General features: G+C 39.9%; 22 protein-coding genes. 10 read left to right on the top strand and 12 right to left on the bottom strand.

The genetic code is table 11. The features are described from left to right. Positions 1–409: 409 nt before the first annotated feature. The 3 genes from gabP (at position 410) to NST15_RS03080 (ending at position 4069) form a co-directional block, all read left to right on the top strand. Positions 410–1798, top strand: coding sequence for a GABA permease (gabP, locus tag NST15_RS03090; RefSeq protein WP_017359846.1), 1389 nt, complete (start codon positions 410–412; stop codon positions 1796–1798). A 98-nt stretch (positions 1799–1896) separates the two neighbouring features. After that, positions 1897–3426 (top strand): multicopper oxidase domain-containing protein, encoded by a 1530-nt coding sequence (locus tag NST15_RS03085; RefSeq protein WP_342498840.1) that lies wholly within the window; start codon positions 1897–1899, stop codon positions 3424–3426. Between the two features lie 268 nt (positions 3427–3694). Then, positions 3695–4069 carry a carboxymuconolactone decarboxylase family protein gene (locus NST15_RS03080; protein ID WP_007496965.1) on the top strand — a complete coding sequence of 125 codons (375 nt, stop codon included), beginning with the start codon at positions 3695–3697 and terminating at the stop codon, positions 4067–4069. 218 nt (positions 4070–4287) lie between these two features. On the opposite strand, the gene NST15_RS03075 is transcribed toward NST15_RS03080, so the two are convergent. Then, positions 4288–5337, bottom strand: a complete 1050-nt coding sequence (locus tag NST15_RS03075) for a hypothetical protein (protein WP_243824934.1) — start codon at positions 5335–5337, stop codon at positions 4288–4290. Positions 5338–5410: 73 nt separating this feature from the next. Further along, positions 5411–5779, bottom strand: a complete 369-nt coding sequence (locus tag NST15_RS03070; RefSeq protein ID WP_008344356.1) for an RlpA-like double-psi beta-barrel domain-containing protein — start codon at positions 5777–5779, stop codon at positions 5411–5413. A 209-nt stretch (positions 5780–5988) separates the two neighbouring features. On the opposite strand from NST15_RS03070, the gene NST15_RS03065 reads away from it, so the two are divergent. The 3 genes from NST15_RS03065 to NST15_RS03055 all read left to right on the top strand — a co-directional run bounded on the left by NST15_RS03065 (position 5989) and on the right by NST15_RS03055 (position 7941). Then, positions 5989–6663, top strand: a complete 675-nt coding sequence (locus NST15_RS03065) for a hypothetical protein (protein ID WP_035703504.1) — start codon at positions 5989–5991, stop codon at positions 6661–6663. Between the two features lie 321 nt (positions 6664–6984). Then, the gene (locus NST15_RS03060) at positions 6985–7452 is read left to right on the top strand and encodes a hypothetical protein (protein ID WP_035703502.1); all 468 of its coding nucleotides are present in this window, start codon (positions 6985–6987) and stop codon (positions 7450–7452) included. 138 nt (positions 7453–7590) lie between these two features. Beyond that, complete coding sequence (locus tag NST15_RS03055) at positions 7591–7941, top strand: DUF4064 domain-containing protein (RefSeq protein WP_008344359.1); 351 nt, start codon at positions 7591–7593, stop codon at positions 7939–7941. A 45-nt stretch (positions 7942–7986) separates the two neighbouring features. On the opposite strand, the gene NST15_RS03050 is transcribed toward NST15_RS03055, so the two are convergent. Continuing rightward, positions 7987–8412: a hypothetical protein gene (locus tag NST15_RS03050; RefSeq protein WP_019743783.1), complete on the bottom strand. Its 426-nt coding sequence runs from the start codon at positions 8410–8412 to the stop codon at positions 7987–7989. 205 nt (positions 8413–8617) lie between these two features. Here NST15_RS03050 and NST15_RS03045 point away from each other — a divergent pair, with 205 nt between their 5' ends. After that, positions 8618–9496, top strand: coding sequence for a D-alanyl-D-alanine carboxypeptidase family protein (locus NST15_RS03045; protein ID WP_035703499.1), 879 nt, complete (start codon positions 8618–8620; stop codon positions 9494–9496). A 35-nt stretch (positions 9497–9531) separates the two neighbouring features. On the opposite strand, the gene NST15_RS03040 is transcribed toward NST15_RS03045, so the two are convergent. From NST15_RS03040 to groES, 5 genes are all read right to left on the bottom strand, one after another. Then, a complete protein-coding gene (locus tag NST15_RS03040) occupies positions 9532–10143 on the bottom strand; it encodes an FMN-binding negative transcriptional regulator (protein WP_035703496.1) in 612 nt (203 codons plus the stop codon). Positions 10144–10165: 22 nt separating this feature from the next. Next, positions 10166–10618: a MarR family transcriptional regulator gene (locus tag NST15_RS03035; RefSeq protein WP_035703494.1), complete on the bottom strand. Its 453-nt coding sequence runs from the start codon at positions 10616–10618 to the stop codon at positions 10166–10168. A gap of 481 nt (positions 10619–11099) precedes the next feature. Further along, positions 11100–12944 carry a group II intron reverse transcriptase/maturase gene (gene ltrA / locus NST15_RS03030; RefSeq protein WP_342498839.1) on the bottom strand — a complete coding sequence of 615 codons (1845 nt, stop codon included), beginning with the start codon at positions 12942–12944 and terminating at the stop codon, positions 11100–11102. A 944-nt stretch (positions 12945–13888) separates the two neighbouring features. Next, positions 13889–15526 carry a chaperonin GroEL gene (groL, locus tag NST15_RS03025; RefSeq protein ID WP_342498838.1) on the bottom strand — a complete coding sequence of 546 codons (1638 nt, stop codon included), beginning with the start codon at positions 15524–15526 and terminating at the stop codon, positions 13889–13891. A gap of 56 nt (positions 15527–15582) precedes the next feature. After that, positions 15583–15867, bottom strand: a complete 285-nt coding sequence (gene groES / locus NST15_RS03020; RefSeq protein ID WP_003214120.1) for a co-chaperone GroES — start codon at positions 15865–15867, stop codon at positions 15583–15585. Positions 15868–16096: 229 nt separating this feature from the next. Here groES and NST15_RS03015 point away from each other — a divergent pair, with 229 nt between their 5' ends. The 3 genes from NST15_RS03015 to NST15_RS03005 are packed head-to-tail and all read left to right on the top strand — an operon-like array spanning position 16097 to position 17706. Then, positions 16097–16831: a CPBP family intramembrane glutamic endopeptidase gene (locus tag NST15_RS03015; protein ID WP_041093268.1), complete on the top strand. Its 735-nt coding sequence runs from the start codon at positions 16097–16099 to the stop codon at positions 16829–16831. Then, positions 16828–17022 carry a YdiK family protein gene (locus NST15_RS03010; RefSeq protein ID WP_017366710.1) on the top strand — a complete coding sequence of 65 codons (195 nt, stop codon included), beginning with the start codon at positions 16828–16830 and terminating at the stop codon, positions 17020–17022. The genes NST15_RS03015 and NST15_RS03010 overlap by 4 nt, the downstream gene beginning before the upstream one ends. Before the next feature lie 57 nt (positions 17023–17079). Further along, complete coding sequence (locus NST15_RS03005; RefSeq protein WP_058214262.1) at positions 17080–17706, top strand: NUDIX domain-containing protein; 627 nt, start codon at positions 17080–17082, stop codon at positions 17704–17706. 39 nt (positions 17707–17745) lie between these two features. Here NST15_RS03005 and tatC read toward each other — a convergent pair whose 3' ends face one another. From tatC to moaC, 4 genes are read right to left on the bottom strand one after another with little or no spacing between them, the layout of a single operon-like run. Then, entirely contained in the window at positions 17746–18510 is a 765-nt protein-coding gene (tatC, locus tag NST15_RS03000) for a twin-arginine translocase subunit TatC (protein WP_090756407.1), read from the bottom strand. A 6-nt stretch (positions 18511–18516) separates the two neighbouring features. Further along, complete coding sequence (locus tag NST15_RS02995) at positions 18517–18696, bottom strand: twin-arginine translocase TatA/TatE family subunit (protein ID WP_008344374.1); 180 nt, start codon at positions 18694–18696, stop codon at positions 18517–18519. Between the two features lie 27 nt (positions 18697–18723). Then, positions 18724–19377: a redox-sensing transcriptional repressor Rex gene (locus NST15_RS02990; RefSeq protein WP_007496025.1), complete on the bottom strand. Its 654-nt coding sequence runs from the start codon at positions 19375–19377 to the stop codon at positions 18724–18726. Positions 19378–19392: 15 nt separating this feature from the next. Then, a complete protein-coding gene (gene moaC / locus NST15_RS02985) occupies positions 19393–19884 on the bottom strand; it encodes a cyclic pyranopterin monophosphate synthase MoaC (protein WP_029575453.1) in 492 nt (163 codons plus the stop codon). Positions 19885–19892 lie beyond the last annotated feature (8 nt).

Genomic DNA, 19892 nt, shown 5'->3' with positions numbered 1-19892 from the left:
AACATGATTCGCTTGAATCAGCAAAATAGGATACATAGAAATGTGTTGACCTAAGCAAACTTATTTTTATAAGGTCAATTGACCTCAAGACCTACTCCCATCAACGTTTTTCAAAACCACCCCGAAAAATGAAAAAGAACAAAATCACTCTACTGTACAATTGTCAGAATAGTTTTATTTTAAAACACAACTTTTCTTTCTTCCTTCTTATGCTATTTTTAAGAATGGGCAGAGGAAAATGAGGGAACATAATCTCTCAAATCCTTTATACTTTTTAACATCATGTTAAGAGGTTTGAAATGTCAGTTTGATAACCTGTCCAATGCTGAATGACAATTCAGTATGATAAAATTTAAAATATTCTAAAAACAAACTCTCGAATAAAAGAGAAATGTTTGGAGGTAAAGAAATGTCCAACATGACAAACGGTCTTCAAAAAAACCTTAAGACAAGACATATTTCAATGATCTCCATTGCCGGGGTCATTGGGGCAGGGCTATTTGTTGGTAGTGGTGCTGTCATTCATTCTGCAGGGCCTGGATCGATTCTTTCCTATTCATTTGCCGGACTTCTGGTCATCTTTATTATGAGAATGCTTGGAGAAATGGCATGTGCCTATCCGACAAGCGGCTCTTTCTCACAATATGCGAGCGACGCCATCGGCCCGTGGGCTGGGTTTACAATCGGCTGGCTTTACTGGTTCTTCTGGGTCATCGTCATCGCCATTGAAGCCATTGCCGGTGCTGCCATTATTCAATATTGGTATGGAGATGCACCTGTTTGGCTCACAAGTCTTATCCTCACAATCCTCTTAACTTTGACAAATATCTTTTCTGTTAAATCTTTTGGCGAATTTGAATATTGGTTTTCATTGATTAAAGTCGTCAGCATTATTCTCTTCCTACTCATTGGTTTTGCATTTATCTTTGGTTTTGGCGGTCATCATACTGCAGGTCTTGCCAATTTAACGGGGAATGGCGGTTTCCTTCCAAACGGGTTCGGCTCTGTGCTCCTCGGGATTGTCGTTGTCATCTTTTCATTCATGGGAACCGAGATTGTGGCAATTGCCGCAGGTGAATCAGCAGACCCTGTCAAATCTGTGACAACAGCTACTCGTTCAGTTGTATGGCGTATTATTGTTTTCTACGTCGGATCGATCGCTGTCGTTGTCACGTTACTCCCATGGAATTCAGCGAATATTTTAACAAGTCCGTTCGTTGCAGTATTAGAATACATCGGTGTCCCATCAGCCGCTCAAGTCATGAACGTCATTGTTTTAACAGCCGTTCTTTCTTGTTTAAACTCCGGCCTATACACAACGTCCAGAATGCTTTATTCATTAGCAGAAAGAGGCGAAGCACCAAAACGTTTTATGAAAATCAGCAAACGCGGTGTCCCAGTAGCAGCTACAGTCGCAGGTACCTTCTTTTCCTATATCGCCGTCATGATGAACTACTTTTACCCTGAAACCATCTTTCTATTTCTAGTCAATGCCTCTGGTGCCATTGCACTTCTTGTCTACTTGGTCATTGCCGTTTCACAATTAAGAATGCGTCGTAAAATTGAAAAAGAAAATCCAGAACAACTCAAAATCAAAATGTGGCTGTTCCCATACCTTACGTACTTTACCATTTTGGTCATCTGCGCCATCTTGGCCTCTATGCTGTTTATCGAATCAATGAGACCTCAGCTCATACTGACAAGCATCATTACTATCAGTGTACTAGCCGCCTACTTCATCTTTAAACCAAATAAAAAAGTGCCTGCAAGTGCAGCGCTTGAAAATAAACACCCTTAATTCTCCCGCTGAAAAGCGGGTTTTTTTTATTTTATTCACCTATTTTGATGTCCGCACTTATAATGTATCAAATTGATTTTAAGTGAGGATTAGTCAACATGAACCTAGAAAAGTTTGTTGACGAGCTGCCAATTCCAGAAGTCGCAGAGCCCGTCAAAAAAAACCCAAGACAAACATATTATGAAATCGCTATGGAGGAGGTGTTCCTAAAAGTTCATAGAGATCTGCCCCCAACCAAGCTATGGACCTATAATGGCAGTTTGCCTGGTCCAACCATTAAAGCGAATCGAAATGAAAAGGTCAAAGTGAAATGGATGAACAAATTGCCGCTGAAACACTTCCTGCCTGTCGATCATACCATTCACGCTGGACATCATGATGAACCCGAAGTCAAAACAGTCGTTCACCTGCATGGGGGCGTGACACCTGCAAGCAGTGACGGTTATCCAGAGGCTTGGTTTTCGCGAGACTTTGAAGCGACTGGCCCCTTCTTTGAACGAGAGGTTTACGAATACCCTAATCACCAGCAAGCATGCACATTGTGGTATCACGATCATGCCATGGCATTGACACGATTAAATGTATACGCCGGATTAGCTGGCTTTTATTTGATCTCAGATGCGTTTGAAAAATCGCTCGAATTACCGAAAGATGAATATGATATCCCTTTAATGATCATGGACCGGACGTTTCAGGAGGATGGCGCACTGTTTTACCCAAGTAGACCAAATAACACACCAGAAGATAGTGACCTTCCAGATCCCTCCATCGTGCCATTTTTTTGCGGGGAAACGATTTTAGTCAATGGAAAAGTATGGCCATATTTAGAAGTAGAGCCGCGAAAATATCGTTTTCGTATCTTAAACGCGTCCAATACAAGAACTTACGAGCTTCATCTAGATAACGACGCCACAATCTTACAAATTGGATCTGATGGCGGCTTTTTGCCAAGACCTGTTCATCACCAATCTTTTAGCATTGCACCTGCTGAACGTTTTGATGTCATCATCGACTTCTCAACTTACAAAAACAAAACGATTGTTTTAAAAAATACGGCAGGCTGCGGTCAGGAAGTCAATCCAGAAACAGATGCGAACATTATGCAATTTAAAGTCACTCGTCCGCTCAAAGGAAGAGCAGCTAAAACATTACGTCCGATCTTCAAACCACTGCCACCGCTCCGGCCGAGCCGAGCTGATAACGAGCGAACGCTGACCCTTACTGGCACACAAGATAAATATGGGCGCCCGATTTTATTACTAGATAACCAGTTTTGGAATGATCCTGTAACAGAAAATCCTCGACTTGGCAGTGTAGAGGTGTGGAACATCGTCAATCCAACAAGAGGTACACACCCTATTCATTTACATCTTGTTCAATTTCGAGTGATTGATAGAAGACCATTCGATACAGACATCTATCAATCGACAGGTGAAATCGTGTACACGGGACCAAATGAAGCGCCTCCTTTGCATGAACAAGGCTACAAGGATACGATTCAGGCGCATGCCGGTGAAGTCATTCGCATCATCGCTCGGTTTGTCCCATATAGCGGACGATATGTGTGGCATTGTCACATTTTAGAACACGAGGATTATGACATGATGCGGCCGATGGATATCATTTAGTAAATATGAAACCTCCTCTCTGTTAATTGCGTAATATGAAAAAGGGCTAACAGCTTTTATTTATTAGCCCTCTATTTTCTTTTCAATCTCCATGAGAAAAAACGAACAATGTATCGCATGAATGGCATTTATTTGAACATTCCACACTTAAAAAGTTGACGAAGCAAACCGATAATACTACTATATACCCATTACCTCTATCAAAAGGCACTTAAGAAACCATGCACGAACAAATAGAAAATCGTCATAAAAAACGGAGGAGTTCAATTTGAATGAAGAAAAAGAGACTTGCCAGGTCAAGCAAGAAACAGTGGCAGGTAACAGGGAGAAGCTTTCAATTCATGAAAACGAGAGCATTCGATCAAACATTGAACAACTAACAATTGAACTCGGTGAACAAAAAGAATTCAATCACTTCATATTAGATGAAAAACAGAAGGCCATCAGCACATTATCGGCTCTCATTGCAAAAGGTGATTGTGATGAAGAGTTAAAAGCTCATTTTGTACAAGCATTACATATCGGGCTCTCTGTTATAGAGATTATGGAGATCATTAAGCACTGTACAAAGGTTGCAGGATTCCCTCATTCCATTAATGCCTTGTTTATTTTTCAAAACTTACTAGATGAAAACAATAAATAAATAAGAGAAAACGAGAAGTCTTCTGTCCTCTCGTTTTTTTATTTCCACTTACTTTACTCTCTTACACTGATTCTGTCACAGCAGCAAAATATCAAAATACCACTCATTTCCTTATTTAAAAAGTGCTGTTCATTTCACAAATCCGCATTTTTCACCGACACATCCCATAACAAAATAAAAAAACGTCCAGTTATATGAAATAACTGAACGCGCATCTTTTACCGATTGACAGTGAAATTGTTAACAATCCCGCCTTCTTTCTCCCAAGCGGTTTCTACTGTTTTCTTCTTAATATCGTATTCAAAAATGGTTCTGACCTTCGCCTTTCGTCCTGTGTCATCCTTTAATTCCTTTGCGTTCTTTGCAACACCTAAGAAATAAACAGATGTACCATCCGCAGAAAATTGCGGCTGGGCAGCACTTAAAATACGCACATCTTGGCTGTTTTTAACGAGTGTCTTCGTTTTTCCTGTATCTACATCCATCACCTTAATAGATGATACTTCTTTCTCATTTCGAACCTTCACTTCTGTATAAATTAGTTTTTTATGATCTGGTGAAAAAGAAATATCATTGATGGTTTGAGAAATACGTGCAATTCGCTTACCCTTCTCACCTGTTTGAAGGGTAATTGTCATGGTCGTTGGTTCAGGATCCATTCCTTTTTCATTTGCCTCATCCGTCTTTTTATAATCCTCTTTTAACGAATAATGCTGAATGGCCAACAGATTTGATGCTGGATCATAAGCAAAAGAACTCACCGTATCATCATCACTTTTTTCTGGATATAACACTTTCACTTTCTGTGTTTTCAAATCAAAAGACGCTACATAAAATTGCTCACCTGAATCCTTGTTATACCTTAGATATAACTGTTTTCCGTCACCAGAAAGTCTCATACTGTCGATTGAATCGTCACTCGTAAAGAGCGTTTTTTCTTTATCCGTTTTCACATTCAATTCCCGTATACTTACTTTTTGTGTGTCTTCATCTGTATACGTGTAGTATAAAAGCTGTTTCGCCTGATCATAAGCAATTGAAGGATATGCTGTCAGTTTTTCTGTATGAAGCGCCTTGTCATGCAAGTAATAAGTATTGTTTAACTTTTGATCCGTAAAAGAAACAAGCAATTCGTCTTTTGCATCTTGATTTGTTTTCACATTTCCTTCCTGTTTCGCCTCTTGCCCAGGCTTCATCATGAAGAAAATAACGGCCGCAATCACTGCGACTCCAATTACTGTGATGATCCACCATGTTGATTTTTTCATTGACTTTCAGGCCCTCTCCACAAGAAAAGAAGCCAGAAAATGAACTTTTCCCGCTTCTTTGCATGCCTATGTATTAATAAGTGTAATGCCCTTTGACGACACCTTTACTTGTTGAATATCCAAGTGCTTTGAATGCTTTCGGACTTACGTCTAATACTGCGTTTGGCATTCTACCTACATCATATTTATATACTGTAATCACTTTATGTGGTTTCGCTTTTGTTGTCACTCTTAGTTTTGTACCTTTTTTCGGTACGTCAAATCCCATTTTTGTTGCTGCATCCCAATGACCGAGTTTTTTTCCATCTGCGCCTTTTTTACCGACACCATTATACCAAGTAATATTGCCGCTTACTTTTTTTGCACTTGCTCCATGTGAGAAACTAAACGCTAAAAATAAACTAGCTACTGTTACGATTGTCGCGATAAGCTTTTTATTCATTAAAAAATCCTCCGTATTTGGTTTCTGACCCTATTATACATGAAGATGCACCCAGTTATTTTACAGTCACATTACAATTCGAATACAAGTTGACCACTTAATGACCGATTTTGTTCATAAATTTCACCAAAAACAGCCAGAACATCGTAAGTAGACCTCCCCTTTCGTTTTATATAATAGAAATGAATCAAAGATAAGGAGGAATTTTCATGAAAAAGTGGTTCATCGTTTTGAGTGTAAGTTTGACCTTCGTTTTGATGCTTTCAAGTATTCCCGCCTCTGCGGCTGGTCCTCGTCACGGCGCCATCGTGACACAAACGGATGAAGCCAAATGGTCAGGTATCTCGGCTGATATTGTGCTGCCAAAAACAGCCACCATTAAAAATGGTTATGCTGACTGGTATCTTGGTCTCGGTTCTGCCGTTGTTGAGAGCGGAATTTCAAAAACATCTTCTGGCTATAAGGTCTTTTTAGGCAGCGGCTCCCAAGGCGGCAGTCAATATTGGAACAGCGAATACGATTCAAGTATTAAAGATGGTGCACGTGTCAACTTAAAGCTCATCAACAACGGTGATGGCACAGTGTCACTATACGTCAACGGAAAACTGCGTTATAAACAGCCTGTTTTCAATCCTAGTCGTCTGAAAGACCTCGATGTCGTCAAAATGGTACATGGCGTACAAGATAATGGAACAAACAGCTACTCGCAAGCAAGTTTCTCTAATGTACAGCTTCGTGCAAATACATCTGGAAGTGTCTATAAAAAATGGGACAGCACCATCAAATCATCCCTTTTACGCAAAAATCTAGAATCAGGTGCTCCGACTCCAAAATTCACGGTCATTTCGTCTATCCCACTTAGTACAACCCTTTCAGCACAATAAAACATGAGCACCCACCTTTGGGTGCTTCAACATTGCTGACAAAGAGCTAAAATGATTTTATTTTAGCTCTTTGTCTTCTTTTCAGCGTGCAAGAAAACCTTTGCAGTCTAGGAAGGGCGAGCACCGGCGCGGAGCGAATTTGACATTCGTGAGCACCGGCGCGCAGGCCTGACACCGAATGCGAGGGTTTGTCTACACGCTGGAGCACCCAACTTTGGGTGCTTTTGATTGTTCACAGCTTATCAACACTTCTCTTTTAATCAAAACATCGATTCGTGGTAACATAAGCATACATACTTTGAAGAACAAAGGAGAAAGAACGTGAGAAAAAGTCTACTTGTTTTCATGAGTCTTGTTGCAACCTTCTCTATCCTAGCAGCTTGCTCAAATACGGCAAAAGAAGAAAAAACAGAATCTACGGCACTTCCAACGATTAATCAACGCATTCAAAATGAAACGAAAGAGGTCATGGAGCAGTCTAAGCTCGTAAAAGACACAACAATCACCGTTGATCAAAAGAAAAAAGTCATTTCCTTAAACGTGACAGCTTCATCTGAGACCAATAGTGATTACGCTGAAGTCATTGGTTTGAACTTTGCCAAAACACTAGCTATTGGTGCATCCACTGAAAAGGAAAACAACCTGCATAAACCGGAAAATGACAGCCTCGGCGCCCTCTACTCCTTTTATGACCTAAACATTACCGTGAAACAGGAAAACGGAAAAGTACTGGCAAAAGGAAAGAAAACAACAAATGAAACAAAGATTACCTGGGAGAGAACCCAGTAATTGGACAAGAAAATTCTTTATGGATTTTCTTGTTTTTTTTAACAAAACTATTAACATTGTGAAAAGAATGCCGATGAGTAAGATTGTGTTGGTTCTTAAGTACCAATAATTCTTATTTACATATCGGAGGAAAGTATCATGAAAAGAACAACGGAATTTGTTTTAGGCTTAATTGGAGGAATTTTTGGATTTTTCGGTGCAATGTTTGCCATTGCCTTTGGAGGACTCGATGCCGCATTTAGTGAATCAGGTACGAGTCAAATCACAGGATTAGGCTGGGCAGCGATGCTTTTCTCTATTCTTGCTATTGTGGCATCTGTTATCGTGAAGAAAAAAGCAAAGCTTGGCGGGATTTTATTATTAGTATCTGCTGTTGGTGGTATTATTTCTATTTCTATGTTCTTTATCCTTCCAGCTGTATTAATCCTCATCGCAGGATGCATGGGTGTGTTTAGAAAAGAGCCTGTCAAAACAGTTCCTGCTGAATAACGTGGATATATAAAAGCTTGTAGAGGGTCGCTCTACAAGCTTCTTTTATTGTATATTTTCGTTTAAATCTTCTCTTATGATATCAATCAGTGTGTCAATATCCGAGTGAGTTCTAGATGCTAATCGTACCAGCAAATGATCGATATACTCATACAAATGACGATCTTTCAACATATACTTCCCATAATACGGAATGACAAAGAAATAGAGCAAATCAGCTACTTCTAGTGCAACGTCATCACCAACTTCATTCTTTAGCGCCTCCCCAACACATTGGATCAGCCAATTCAAATCTTCTTTCTTTTCAATCGGAACGTACATCAGCTGATGAATACGGTCCGTATCTCCCGTTTGTAAAATCTGCTCCGCTACTCCCTTTGATAGAGCACCAATCTCTTTAGAAGATATATTAAGAACCGCGAATTCATTCTCTGATCTGTCTTGATCCATTTGCAGCACGTTTTGGTCCATCTCGACTCACTCCCCGTTCTCAGATACTTTTATTATAAGGAATTCATCTGATTTTTTATGGAAATAGTGGATTTTTTTATGTAATTTTAAACAAAAAAAGAACCAAATGATATGATTCAAGCTCAATTGACATAAAAAAACCATTGCACTTTATTTCAATCTATCTCAATATATGTATGTTAGTAGATTGAAAGGGATGAGAGAAATGAAGATGAAGCACCCGTGGATCAAAGGAATTATTGTCAGTGTGGTTCTCGTACTTGGGCTTGGAATCTTTCCTGTCCAGCTGCCCTTTTTACACATGACTCATGCGACACCAGTCGCAAAAGCAGCCGCACCGAAATACGTGACAACAGCGAATGTTCATCTTCGCAAGGGACCTGGAACAACATATTCAGTGATATTGACCATTCCAAAAGGGAAAAGGATTCCTTATCTTAAAAAGAATGGTTCATGGATTCAAACAAAGTATAAAGGAAAGACGGGTTACGTCAGCTCTCAATATATCAAAAAAGCAGGCAAAAGCTCACCAGCTTCATATGCTGCTCCTTCCACTAAAACGCCAGGTACGTATGTAAAAGGGATATTGGTTGTGAATAAGAAACATAGACTCCCATCTTCATACAATCCCGGAGAAAACAAACAAGCGAGAAAAGCAGTAAACGCTATGATCGCGAAAGCAAAAAAAGCAAACATCCGACTCACCGCTTTTAGCACCTTCCGTTCATACGACCGTCAGCGTGTCTTGTACAACAATTACGTCGCCTCTCATGGCAAAAAACAAGCAGATCGATTTAGCGCAAGACCAGGCTATTCCGAACATCAAACCGGCCTTGCTTTTGATATCGGCGGTGCCAATTCAAAACATTGGGCTGAAGATTCTTTTGCCAATACAAAAGAAGCGAAATGGCTGGCCAAACATGCCCATGAATTTGGTTTTATCATCCGTTATCCGAAAGGTAAAGAAAAAGTGACAGGCTATCAATATGAACCATGGCACCTCAGATACCTCGGATCAACCAATGCGAAAAAAGTAAATAAGAGCGGTAAAACCCTTGAAGAATATTTAAACATAAAAGGATAACAACAAAAGCACTCTTTTTCTTCAGAGTGCTTTTTTCATATATTCTCTTCTCTCTTTTTCATCGCAGCCGCCATTTCCACTTCACCCTCTGCTTCCAGCTGTTCAATAATGCGAGCATAATCTCTTTCATGGCGATTTTGACTTAACTTAAAAGCAGCTTGAACTTCATCAATGATGATTTTGAAGCCCACAATCCCTTTCATTTGTTTCTCTAGCATTTCCTCAGACAACGTATCCCATAACACTGGCTGATCTCTATGACTTTCATATGTCTCCAGCATCGCTGTTAATTCCTTGACCAGTTCTGATTTTTCGAGCAGTGCAGCCTTTCCATATACATGTACAGCTTGATAATTCCACGTCGGTACGGCTTCTTTCTCATACCATGAAGAGGATATGTAGGCATGCGGCCCTTGAAAAATGACGAGCACCTTCTCGTTCTCTTCAAACGTTTTCCACTGAGGATTTCCAATCGCCATATGCCCTGAGATCACATACGAATCGCCAATTTGATGAAAACTCACTGGAATATGTGTCGCAATGGGCTTTTCATTCGTTGTCGTCACAACTGTAGCAAATGAATGAGATTGAATAAATGATTTGATTTTCTCCATATCTTTCACTTGAAAAAATGATGGTACATGCATGTTCCCTTCCCCCCTTATTTAATTAGTAGCTTCTCTTTTTGCCTTTTTTCACATCTTCCCAATCTTTTTCGATATTCTTTCGCACCCTTAGAAGATACTCATAAATCTGTTCCGCTTCCTCTTCAGAAAATCCATCCAGCGCTACCCGATTTGAATGATCATGTTCTCGTTTGATCATTGGATAGACGACTTTCCCTTTCTCAGTTGGAAACAGCTTCTTGATTTTTTTATTCACTGAGTCATCTTTCTTCTGAATAAAACCATGCAGCTCTAATTTTTGAATAGCCCGGGCAGCCGTTGTTCGATCTACCTTGATCATCTCCGCTAGTTTCTCCTGAATGATGCCAGGCTCCTCACAAATACGCACAAGATACAAATACTGCCCCTTCGTTAAATCATACTCTTTAAATTCAATATTACTAATTGAATCAAGCGCCCGAGCAATCACGCCAATCTCCCGCAAAATTTCTTTCATTTATCACGCCTCTTTTTTATTGTATTTACATAAATTTTAAAAATTAGTATAGCTCATGAATATTGTATATGCAATAAAAAGCCCACTTCCTCTCTGGAAGTGGGTTCAACCTCTTATTTATCACGCCTCTTCGATCCAAACAATCCAAACACGACAGCCAGTGCAACAATAATCGCCACCCAAGTCGTAAAGCCCATATGATCACCGCTTTTCTTTTAAAATCATCTCATCTCTTTATGTTAGATAAAACCAAAAAAATCACTGTCTCTTTAGTTAACGGATGTAAAGCGGTGAAAGTTTCAATTCATTTAACGCTCTTAACCAAAAAATAGACAAAACAAAAACCCCTATATTTCAAGGGGTTTTCGAGGGGTGTTAATAGCAATAGGTAAGGCTTTGAGTCACAGCTCTCCACCTTTTCCCCTGCTCCACACCGTACGTGAGACTTTCACCTCATACGGCGTTCCATCGTATAACTTATCTAATCCAATTTATCGTTTCCAGCACTCTTACGCAACTTGTTAAGTTTAGCCAATTGCTTTTTGTTAAGGTTCAACATAGTCATGTATTTCGTAATGATCTCGTTATTCTTGGCATGGATTAGTTTGTGGACGTTGGTCGAAACAAATACCAAATTTTCATATTTATCACTGCCCCCACTAGCTTTCGGTAGAATATGGTGACATTCCATATCTCCAACGACAAGTAGTGAACCTGTTATGGCACATTTACCATTCTGACCTACATATCTTGATATGCGGTTATCATTGTATTCTGCGCTCATATTAGGTATCGGGTTATGCATTAGATAGTGAATCAGCCACATGTCTTGATTCTTCAGAGAATCATGAACCAATTTCCTACCTTCGACCGTATAATTGCATATGTCTCGATTGAACCCCTGTGGAGGTGAAGTCTTTCTGTCTCCTATCGGGAACAATGCGATTCCGAGTACAAAAACCTTCTTATAATTATTTTTGTAAATCTTGTCATATGCTTTGCTTGTTCGTCCTGTTTTTGACCTAATATTTTTAAGTCTATTTCTAATCTTTGTCGCCAAACGATGCGCTAATTTGTTCATATCCAAACTGACATGTGTTGCTATTTTGTAATAGTTTTGGATGCCTAAGACTGTGGAGTTGTACTTCCCAACACTCTGTGGTGTAGGATGTTTTTGTATTGCAATTAGTCTTTCGGCTAAGAGTTTTTGTGCGTTTCTAAATGCCTTATCAGACATATTAGAATGTGCTACATATCTACTCCCTTTTTTGTGCGCTATTATCTTGAAACCCAAAAATTCTGTGGGTGATTTACGCAGATTTGTGATTTTTGACTTTTCAGGACTGATTTCCAATCCTAATCGTTCTTTTAACCACGACTCTGTAGCTCGATACATGATTTTTGCTGTGTTTAAGTCTCTACATACTATTTTGAAATCGTCAGCATATCGGACAAAATAAAATTCTTTTAGTCTGCTTCTATCTCGTTGAGCTTTATATCGTGTGGCGTTGTCTTTCCCACCCCGATCAAAGTACTTCGTTCTTGTTTTAAAAGTCATCCACTGGTCACTTAACCACCAATCTAACTCGTTTAACACGACATTAGATAGTAGTGGTGATAAAATACCTCCCTGTGGAGTTCCTTTTTCGGGGAAGCCAACACTCTGTATTTCGCTTTTTAACAGTTTTGAAATTATACTCAACAGTTGTTTATCGTGGATTCCTAAAGTCCATAGTTGCTTTAGTAACTTTCCATGATTAACGTTGTCGAAGAAACCCTTTATGTCTATATCCACAACAAAATGTGTCTTTGATACATTCACAAATCTTGCCAGTGTAGATATAGCGTGTTCAGCTCGTCTGTTCGGTCGAAACCCATAACTGTTAAAATGAAATTTACTCTCTAAGATAGGCTCTAAAACTTGTTTTATACATTGTTGTATTAGACGATCTTCTATGGTAGGTATTCCTAGCGGGCGAGTCTTACCGTTACCTTTTGGGATATACACCCGTCTAACAGCTTGCGGTGTATAATTGGCTAACCGCCTACGAATATATGTTATTAGGTCTTTACTACTCTTATTCGCCCAATAGTCAATTGTGTGACCATTAACCCCTGCTGTTTTACTACCGTTATTACGTTTGATCGTCCTGTAAGCCAACAATATGTTTTGTTCTGTGATGATAATCGGTAACAAGTTTTTAAGAATTTTTCTTGCTTTGCCCTTCTGATATAATTCATCAAAGATATGTTGAGTATCGTAATACTCATTGTACCTTAACTGATTTTTCTTTTTCATTTCTTGTTGCGATTGGATGGCTGTCATAAGTCGACCTTCACCCCCCTATATGGTGGCAAAGTTCTCTCTTAGTCTCACCAGAACCTTATGAATACGATTTAAATTTGTAAAAATTGAATTTGTCAAAGTTATACGACTTGTGGCTATCCCTCCGCACCTTATTATCAGTGTTTCATAGGTACTGTGCCACTACTTTCACTAGTATTAATCTAAGTTATATATACTTGGATAGTCTACTTTCCTTAGAAAATGGTTAATCACGAGTCGATATACTCTATTCCACTACTAGCTTACCACGTTTCGACAGTTCTATCTGTTTCATACATAACCTGTAGGTCGTTTCCTTTGTGCCTGTTTATACATCCAAGCCTGTAACTCGGATAGGGCTTTTACCATGATGAAGTACATACACCCCATAAACATTCCAAATAAGAACGAGGGGCATTTCTACCCCTCGGCGGTATAGACACGTTCATTCGGAAACTTCGTCATCCATGTTGGAATTCTAACCATAGTTATCTTCATATACCCTTAGTCCGTTCCTCTAAGCCTGTATGAACAATATCACCATTTATGATATGAGGTTTTTCACAACTAAAATGTTTACTAGACCTTTCATACATCCCCATTAAGGGAAAGCGTCTTTTCAGATACTCATTCCTTTAGACCCGTACATTCGGAACTTCGTCAGACTTTTTGTCATTCTAGACATAGATATTTTATAGACCCCCGGCATATCACGACCTTACTCACCTCTGAGCACATTTCCTCTGCATTATCAGTTAGGAGTCGCTCTCTGCCGACTTCACCGAGCTTTGAACCCCTATATTTTATCGTATATAGACGCACATCGGAGTATTAGGGAGGACCCTTCGAGGTCGTTACTCCTCTCATTTGATCCTTCGATACTGTCAATTCTCAAAATGGTTTTTGTCAACCATTAAGGCAACACCTTTTCAGTGTTGAACGTGTCACCCCATCATTCCACCCATGCCACCCATTCCGCCCATATCCGGCATTCCGCCGCCTGAGCCGCCTTCTTCTGGTTTGTCAGCTACGACTGCTTCAGTTGTAAGAAGCATAGCTGCTACAGAAGCTGCGTTTTGAAGTGCAGAGCGAGTGACTTTTGTTGGGTCAACGATTCCTTTTTCGATCATGTTTACCCATTCGTTTGTTGCTGCGTTGAAGCCTACGCCAATTTCTTCGTTTTTCAAGCGCTCAACGATGACTGATCCTTCAAGACCTGCGTTGTGAGCGATTTGACGAATTGGCTCTTCAAGAGAACGTAGAACGATGTTGACACCTGTTTGAACGTCACCATCAGCTTCGATGGAAGCGACTTTGTTGTATACATTCACAAGTGCTGTACCACCACCGGATACGATACCTTCTTCAACTGCTGCACGAGTTGAGTTCAGTGCATCCTCGATGCGTAGTTTACGTTCTTTTAGTTCTGTTTCAGTTGCAGCACCAACTTTGATGACAGCAACGCCGCCAGCTAGTTTTGCAAGACGTTCTTGTAATTTTTCTTTATCGAATTCAGAAGTGGTTTCTTCTACTTGCGCACGGATTTGGTTCACACGTGCTGCGATTTGAGCAGAATCTCCTGAGCCTTCTACGATGGTTGTGTTTTCTTTTGTAACAACCACTTTAGACGCACGGCCAAGCTGACCAATTTCAGTTGATTTCAGGTCAAGTCCTAGGTCTTCAGTGATGAGTTCTCCGCCAGTTAGAACAGAGATGTCTTCAAGCATTGCTTTACGACGATCACCGAATCCAGGTGCTTTTACTGCCACTGCGTTGAATGTTCCACGAAGTTTGTTCACAACAAGTGTTGCAAGTGCTTCGCCTTCTACATCTTCAGCAATGATCAATAATGGTTTTCCTTGTTGTACGACTTGCTCAAGTACAGGAAGGATTTCTTGAATGTTTGTGATCTTTTTATCAGTGATTAAGATGTAAGGATTTTCAAGAACCGCTTCCATCTTATCAGAATCAGTTACCATGTATGGTGAAGCGTATCCACGGTCAAACTGCATTCCTTCAACCACTTCAAGCTCAGTTGTGAAACCTTTAGATTCTTCAATTGTGATTACGCCGTCGTTTCCTACACGCTCCATCGCTTCCGCAATGAGGCTGCCGACTTCTTCATCTGCTGCAGAAATAGACGCAACTTGAGCAATTGATTCTTTACCTTCGATTGGTTTAGAAATCTCATGCAAGCCTTCAAGTGCTACTTTCACTGCTTCTTCGATCCCTTTACGCACGCCAACAGGGTTTGCACCAGCTGTTACGTTTTTAAGACCTTCACGGATCATCGCTTGAGCTAGAACCGTTGCAGTAGTAGTACCGTCACCAGCTACATCGTTTGTTTTGCTTGCAACTTCTGCCACAAGTTTTGCACCCATGTTTTCAAATGCATCTTCTAATTCGATTTCTTTTGCAATCGTTACACCATCATTTGTGATAAGTGGAGAACCGAATTTTTTCTCAAGAACCACGTTACGTCCTTTAGGTCCTAAAGTTACTTTTACAGCATCTGCAAGTGCATCTACACCACGTAACATCGCACGACGTGCTTCTTCACTGAACTTAATATCTTTTGCCATAATAACGAAACCTCCTCAGTCTTTTTAGAAATATATCTCAATCTTTGTTTATGTGATTAACCAATAACAGCTAAAATGTCGCTTTCACGAAGGATTAAATATTCTTTTCCTTCATATTTCACTTCAGTGCCTGCATATTTTGAGAAGATAATGCGGTCGCCTGTGTTTACTTCTAACGCAACGCGCTCACCACTTTCAAGTACACGACCTGAACCTGCTGCAACAATTTTACCTTCTTGCGGTTTTTCTTTTGCAGAATCCGGTAAGACAATACCGCTAGCGGTTTTTTCCTCAGATTCAACGAGTTCAATGATTACGCGATCGCCTAATGGCTTTAACATAAGAAACAACCTCCTCAATTTTTATATGTAGTCTTTTTTAGCACTCATCATCAACGAGTGCTAACACATTTATTATAATAAAGAATGTCTTCTGTAATTTCAAGTAAAAACCTTTAAAATTTTTTACGCTTTCATGATCTTTTTTTATCACCGATTCTTTCCTTTTCAACGAAAAAGAAGACTTGTGTTACAATAAATCTAGTTCTTTTAGTAAAGGGGTTTTCGTTACTTGAAAAAACAATATTGGTACATCATCTTAACGTATATATTGGTACAGGTATCTGCGTTTCCTTATTTTCTCATGATGAAATGGCTGGGATTCATCCAATCACCGATGACTCAAACAGAGCTTTCAAAATTATCAGGAACGTGGACAATCATCAGTTTCTGTATCGGATTGATTATTATTCTGCTCATCCTTCGAACCGTCCCAAAAGCTTCACTGCGAAATGAAGCACCGGTTTCCATAGGGTCTGCTATCGCCTGGATCATTGGCGGTTTCTTTCTTTCTCTTTTCACGCAATCGATTGCAGGCATAATTGAACAATATGCATTCGGCATTGGCCGTGAGTCAGAAAACACGCAAAATATTTTATCTATTATGGATGCTTTTCCTTTTCTTGTTATCATTATTTCACTGATTGGACCAATACTTGAAGAAATTGTTTTCCGAAAAATCATGTTTGGTGTAATTTATGAAAGAACGAATTTTTTTATTGGAGCACTTGTGAGTTCAGTATTTTTCGCTGCTGCACACTCTGATTTTCCCCACTTCTTTCTATATACCGCAATGGGCTTTACATTTGCCTTTTTATATGCGAAAACAAAACGAATCATTGTGCCAATCGGTGCTCATATGCTGATGAATTCGCTCGTGATCCTTGTGCAGATTGAGCCAGTAAGAAAAATGATTGAAGAACAATCTCAAACAATGCAAATGATTATTGGAGGCTTTTTCTCATGAGAAACCCTGTCGTATGGGGCATTATTTATTTTGCCGTAGGTGTGGCGTTCACCTATATGGCCATTCAAAATCCAGGTGACATGTGGTCATTTTACAGCATTTTGCTGATGGTGTTTGCGGCCTATAATATTAATATCGCGTTAAAAATGTTTGCTTTTTCTGTCAAAATGAAAAAACAGCAGCAAAAATAAACCAAAAACCATTTTCCGCCGTTTGGAAAATGGTTTTTTTATGGAGGTCATGTTTTGATGGAACACGAAAAACTGAACATCATGAACAATCAGCATGAAACGATTGGTACAGCCGCTCGATCTGATATCCATGCTGAGGGCCTTTGGCATGAAACCTTTCATTTCTGGCTTTTAAAAAAGGAAGATGACACAGTGTTTCTCTATTTTCAGCTGAGGAGTCCCTCCAAAAAGGATTTCCCTTCTCTATTTGATATCACAGCAGCAGGCCACCTTCTCGCAGATGAACAGCCTTCTGATGGCATCAGAGAAGTCGAAGAAGAGCTTGGTCTCTCCATCTCGTTTGAGAACCTTACCTTTGCTGGTGTCATTAAAGATGAAATCCATCTGCCTTCGTTTACCGATCGTGAGTTTTGCCATGTGTATCTTTATATGGATCAAAAAGAGCACATGGATGTCCATCTACAGAAAGAAGAAGTTGCTGGACTTTATAGAGCAAGGCTGATGGATGCACAGCAGCTTTTAAGTAGAGAATGCGAAAAAATGAAAATCGAGGGCTTTGAAGTGGATGCAGACGGCAAGCGACGTGAGGAAAAGAGAGAGGTCCGTGTACATGATTTTGTCCCGCATGAACCTGCCTATTATGAGCATCTCTTTCAAGCAATCAATCAATTTCTTTCGCAATAGAAAAAGCATCGTGATCCCTATTTGGATCACGATGCTTTTTTATGAGACAACATCATTTTCTTTCTCCTCTGTCTCTGTTTGCTGCATTTTGCGATAGGTCACTCTTGAAATGACAATACTCACTTCATACAAAACGAGCATTGGCAAGGTAACCATGAGGTGAGAAACGAGCTCTGGCGGTGTAATAAGTGCGGCAATGACAAGGAGGACAAAATAGGCATACTTCCGTATTTTCGATAAAAACATCGGTGTAATGATGCCAAGTCTAGTGAGAAACATCAACACGACAGGCATCTGAAACAAAAAGCCAAATGGAAGTGTTAACTGCATCAGAAATGTAAAATACTCATGAATCCCAATCACTTGCTCCACATGTAAATCATTTGACATCCGCATCATAAAGTCGACGACAAACGGAAACAAAATAAAATAAGAGAAAGCCACACCGCTCAAAAATAAAAGCAGTGCAATCGGAATATAAGCAAGTGTCACCTTTCTTTCTTTTTCATATAAGCCAGGACTCACAAACGCCCAAAGCTGATATAAAATTACGGGACACGTCAAAACAAGAGCAATGACAAAAGCGAACTGCATAAACACGTACAGTGGATCTGTGAGCTTAAATGCGTTCAATGTCAGTGTGGCCGCTTCATCGGTATTTTGTAAATACACAATGACCGGCTTAGCGAGAAAAAAACCTGCCACCATAAAGGTGACAAAAAACATCGCAATGATCACTAAACGTTTTCGCAGTTCCACAATATGCTCCATAAGCGGCATATCTTTGACATTCATGAAGCTCATCCTATTCTACTGATCTTCTTTTTTCTTTTTTTCTTCCTGATCATCAGCTAAACCTTTTGTGGCATTTTTGAATTCACGTAATGTATCTCCTGCTGCTCTTCCTAATTCAGGAAGCTTTTTCGGCCCAAAAATAATGAGCGCAACAACCGCAATCAGAACCAAACTTCCAGGACCGATCGGACCCATTTGCTCCACCCCCTTTACCCCTTTTCGTCAGTCCTCCTGTGTAACAGAGTAATGCTTTAAGAAATACACAAGAGACTGAAGTTCAACCGCCAAATCTATATGATGAATTCGAATGTGTTCCGGCACATTCAATCGAGCCGGCGTAAAGTTAAGGATTCCTTTGATGCCAAGGGCAATCAAACGATCTGTAATGGATTGAGCTGCTACGGCAGGCACTGTCAAAATCGCAACAGGAATATCTCCTACCTCTTTCACATGCTCTTCAAGCTTATCCAAATCATAGACAGGCACGCCGCCTATCTCACTTCCTATTTTACTCTCATTGACGTCAAAAGCCATTGAAATTTTTGTATTATTATTTTTAATGAAATTATAATGTAAAAAAGCAGTCCCTAAGTTCCCGACACCGATGAGCATAACATTCGTCATTTCATCTTGGTCAAGGGTCTTTCTAAAGAAGGTCAAGAGGTAATCGACGTTATAGCCATACCCTTTCTTCCCAAGTGCACCAAAGTAAGAAAAATCTCGGCGAATGGTGGCAGAATCCACTTTGACTGCATCACTAAGCTCTGCCGATGACACCCTTTGTTTTCCTGATGCATGCAGATTTTTTAAAAAACGGTAGTAAAGCGGCAAACGTTTGGCTGTCGCTTGTGGAATTTTTGACTGGTCTATATTCATATAAGATCCTCCAACTTAAATATCAGATGCTCTGTGAAAATCACCGTTTTTCCCGCCTGTTTTTTCTACTAGATAGGTCGGGCCGATGATCATCCCTTTGTCTATTGCTTTGCACATGTCATAAACGGTCAGTGCACATACTGAGGCAGAAGTGAGCGCTTCCATCTCCACACCCGTACTTCCTTTTGTTTTCACTTGTACTTGTATGTTCAGAATGTACGCATTTCCGTCTTCCTCCCAATCAAAGGAGATATCGACACCTTTTAATGCAAGCGGATGGCACATTGGAATGATAGTAGATGTTTGCTTTGCTGCCATGATGCCAGCTACCTGTGCGACAGATAGTACATCCCCTTTTCCAATGTCATGCTTTTGTATTTGATGAAATACTTCTTTTATCATACGAACGCTTGAAACAGCAACGGCAGTTCTCACTGTAGACGATTTGTCACTAATGTCGACCATCTTTGCTCTTCCTTGTTCGTTAAAGTGGCTAAATTGACTCATCTTTCAAC

It is taken from the genome of Bacillus sp. FSL R5-0820 (assembly GCF_038593385.1).
GTDB classification, from domain to species: domain Bacteria; phylum Bacillota; class Bacilli; order Bacillales; family Bacillaceae; genus Bacillus; species Bacillus altitudinis.
This window is presented reverse-complemented; position numbering and strand designations above follow the sequence as displayed.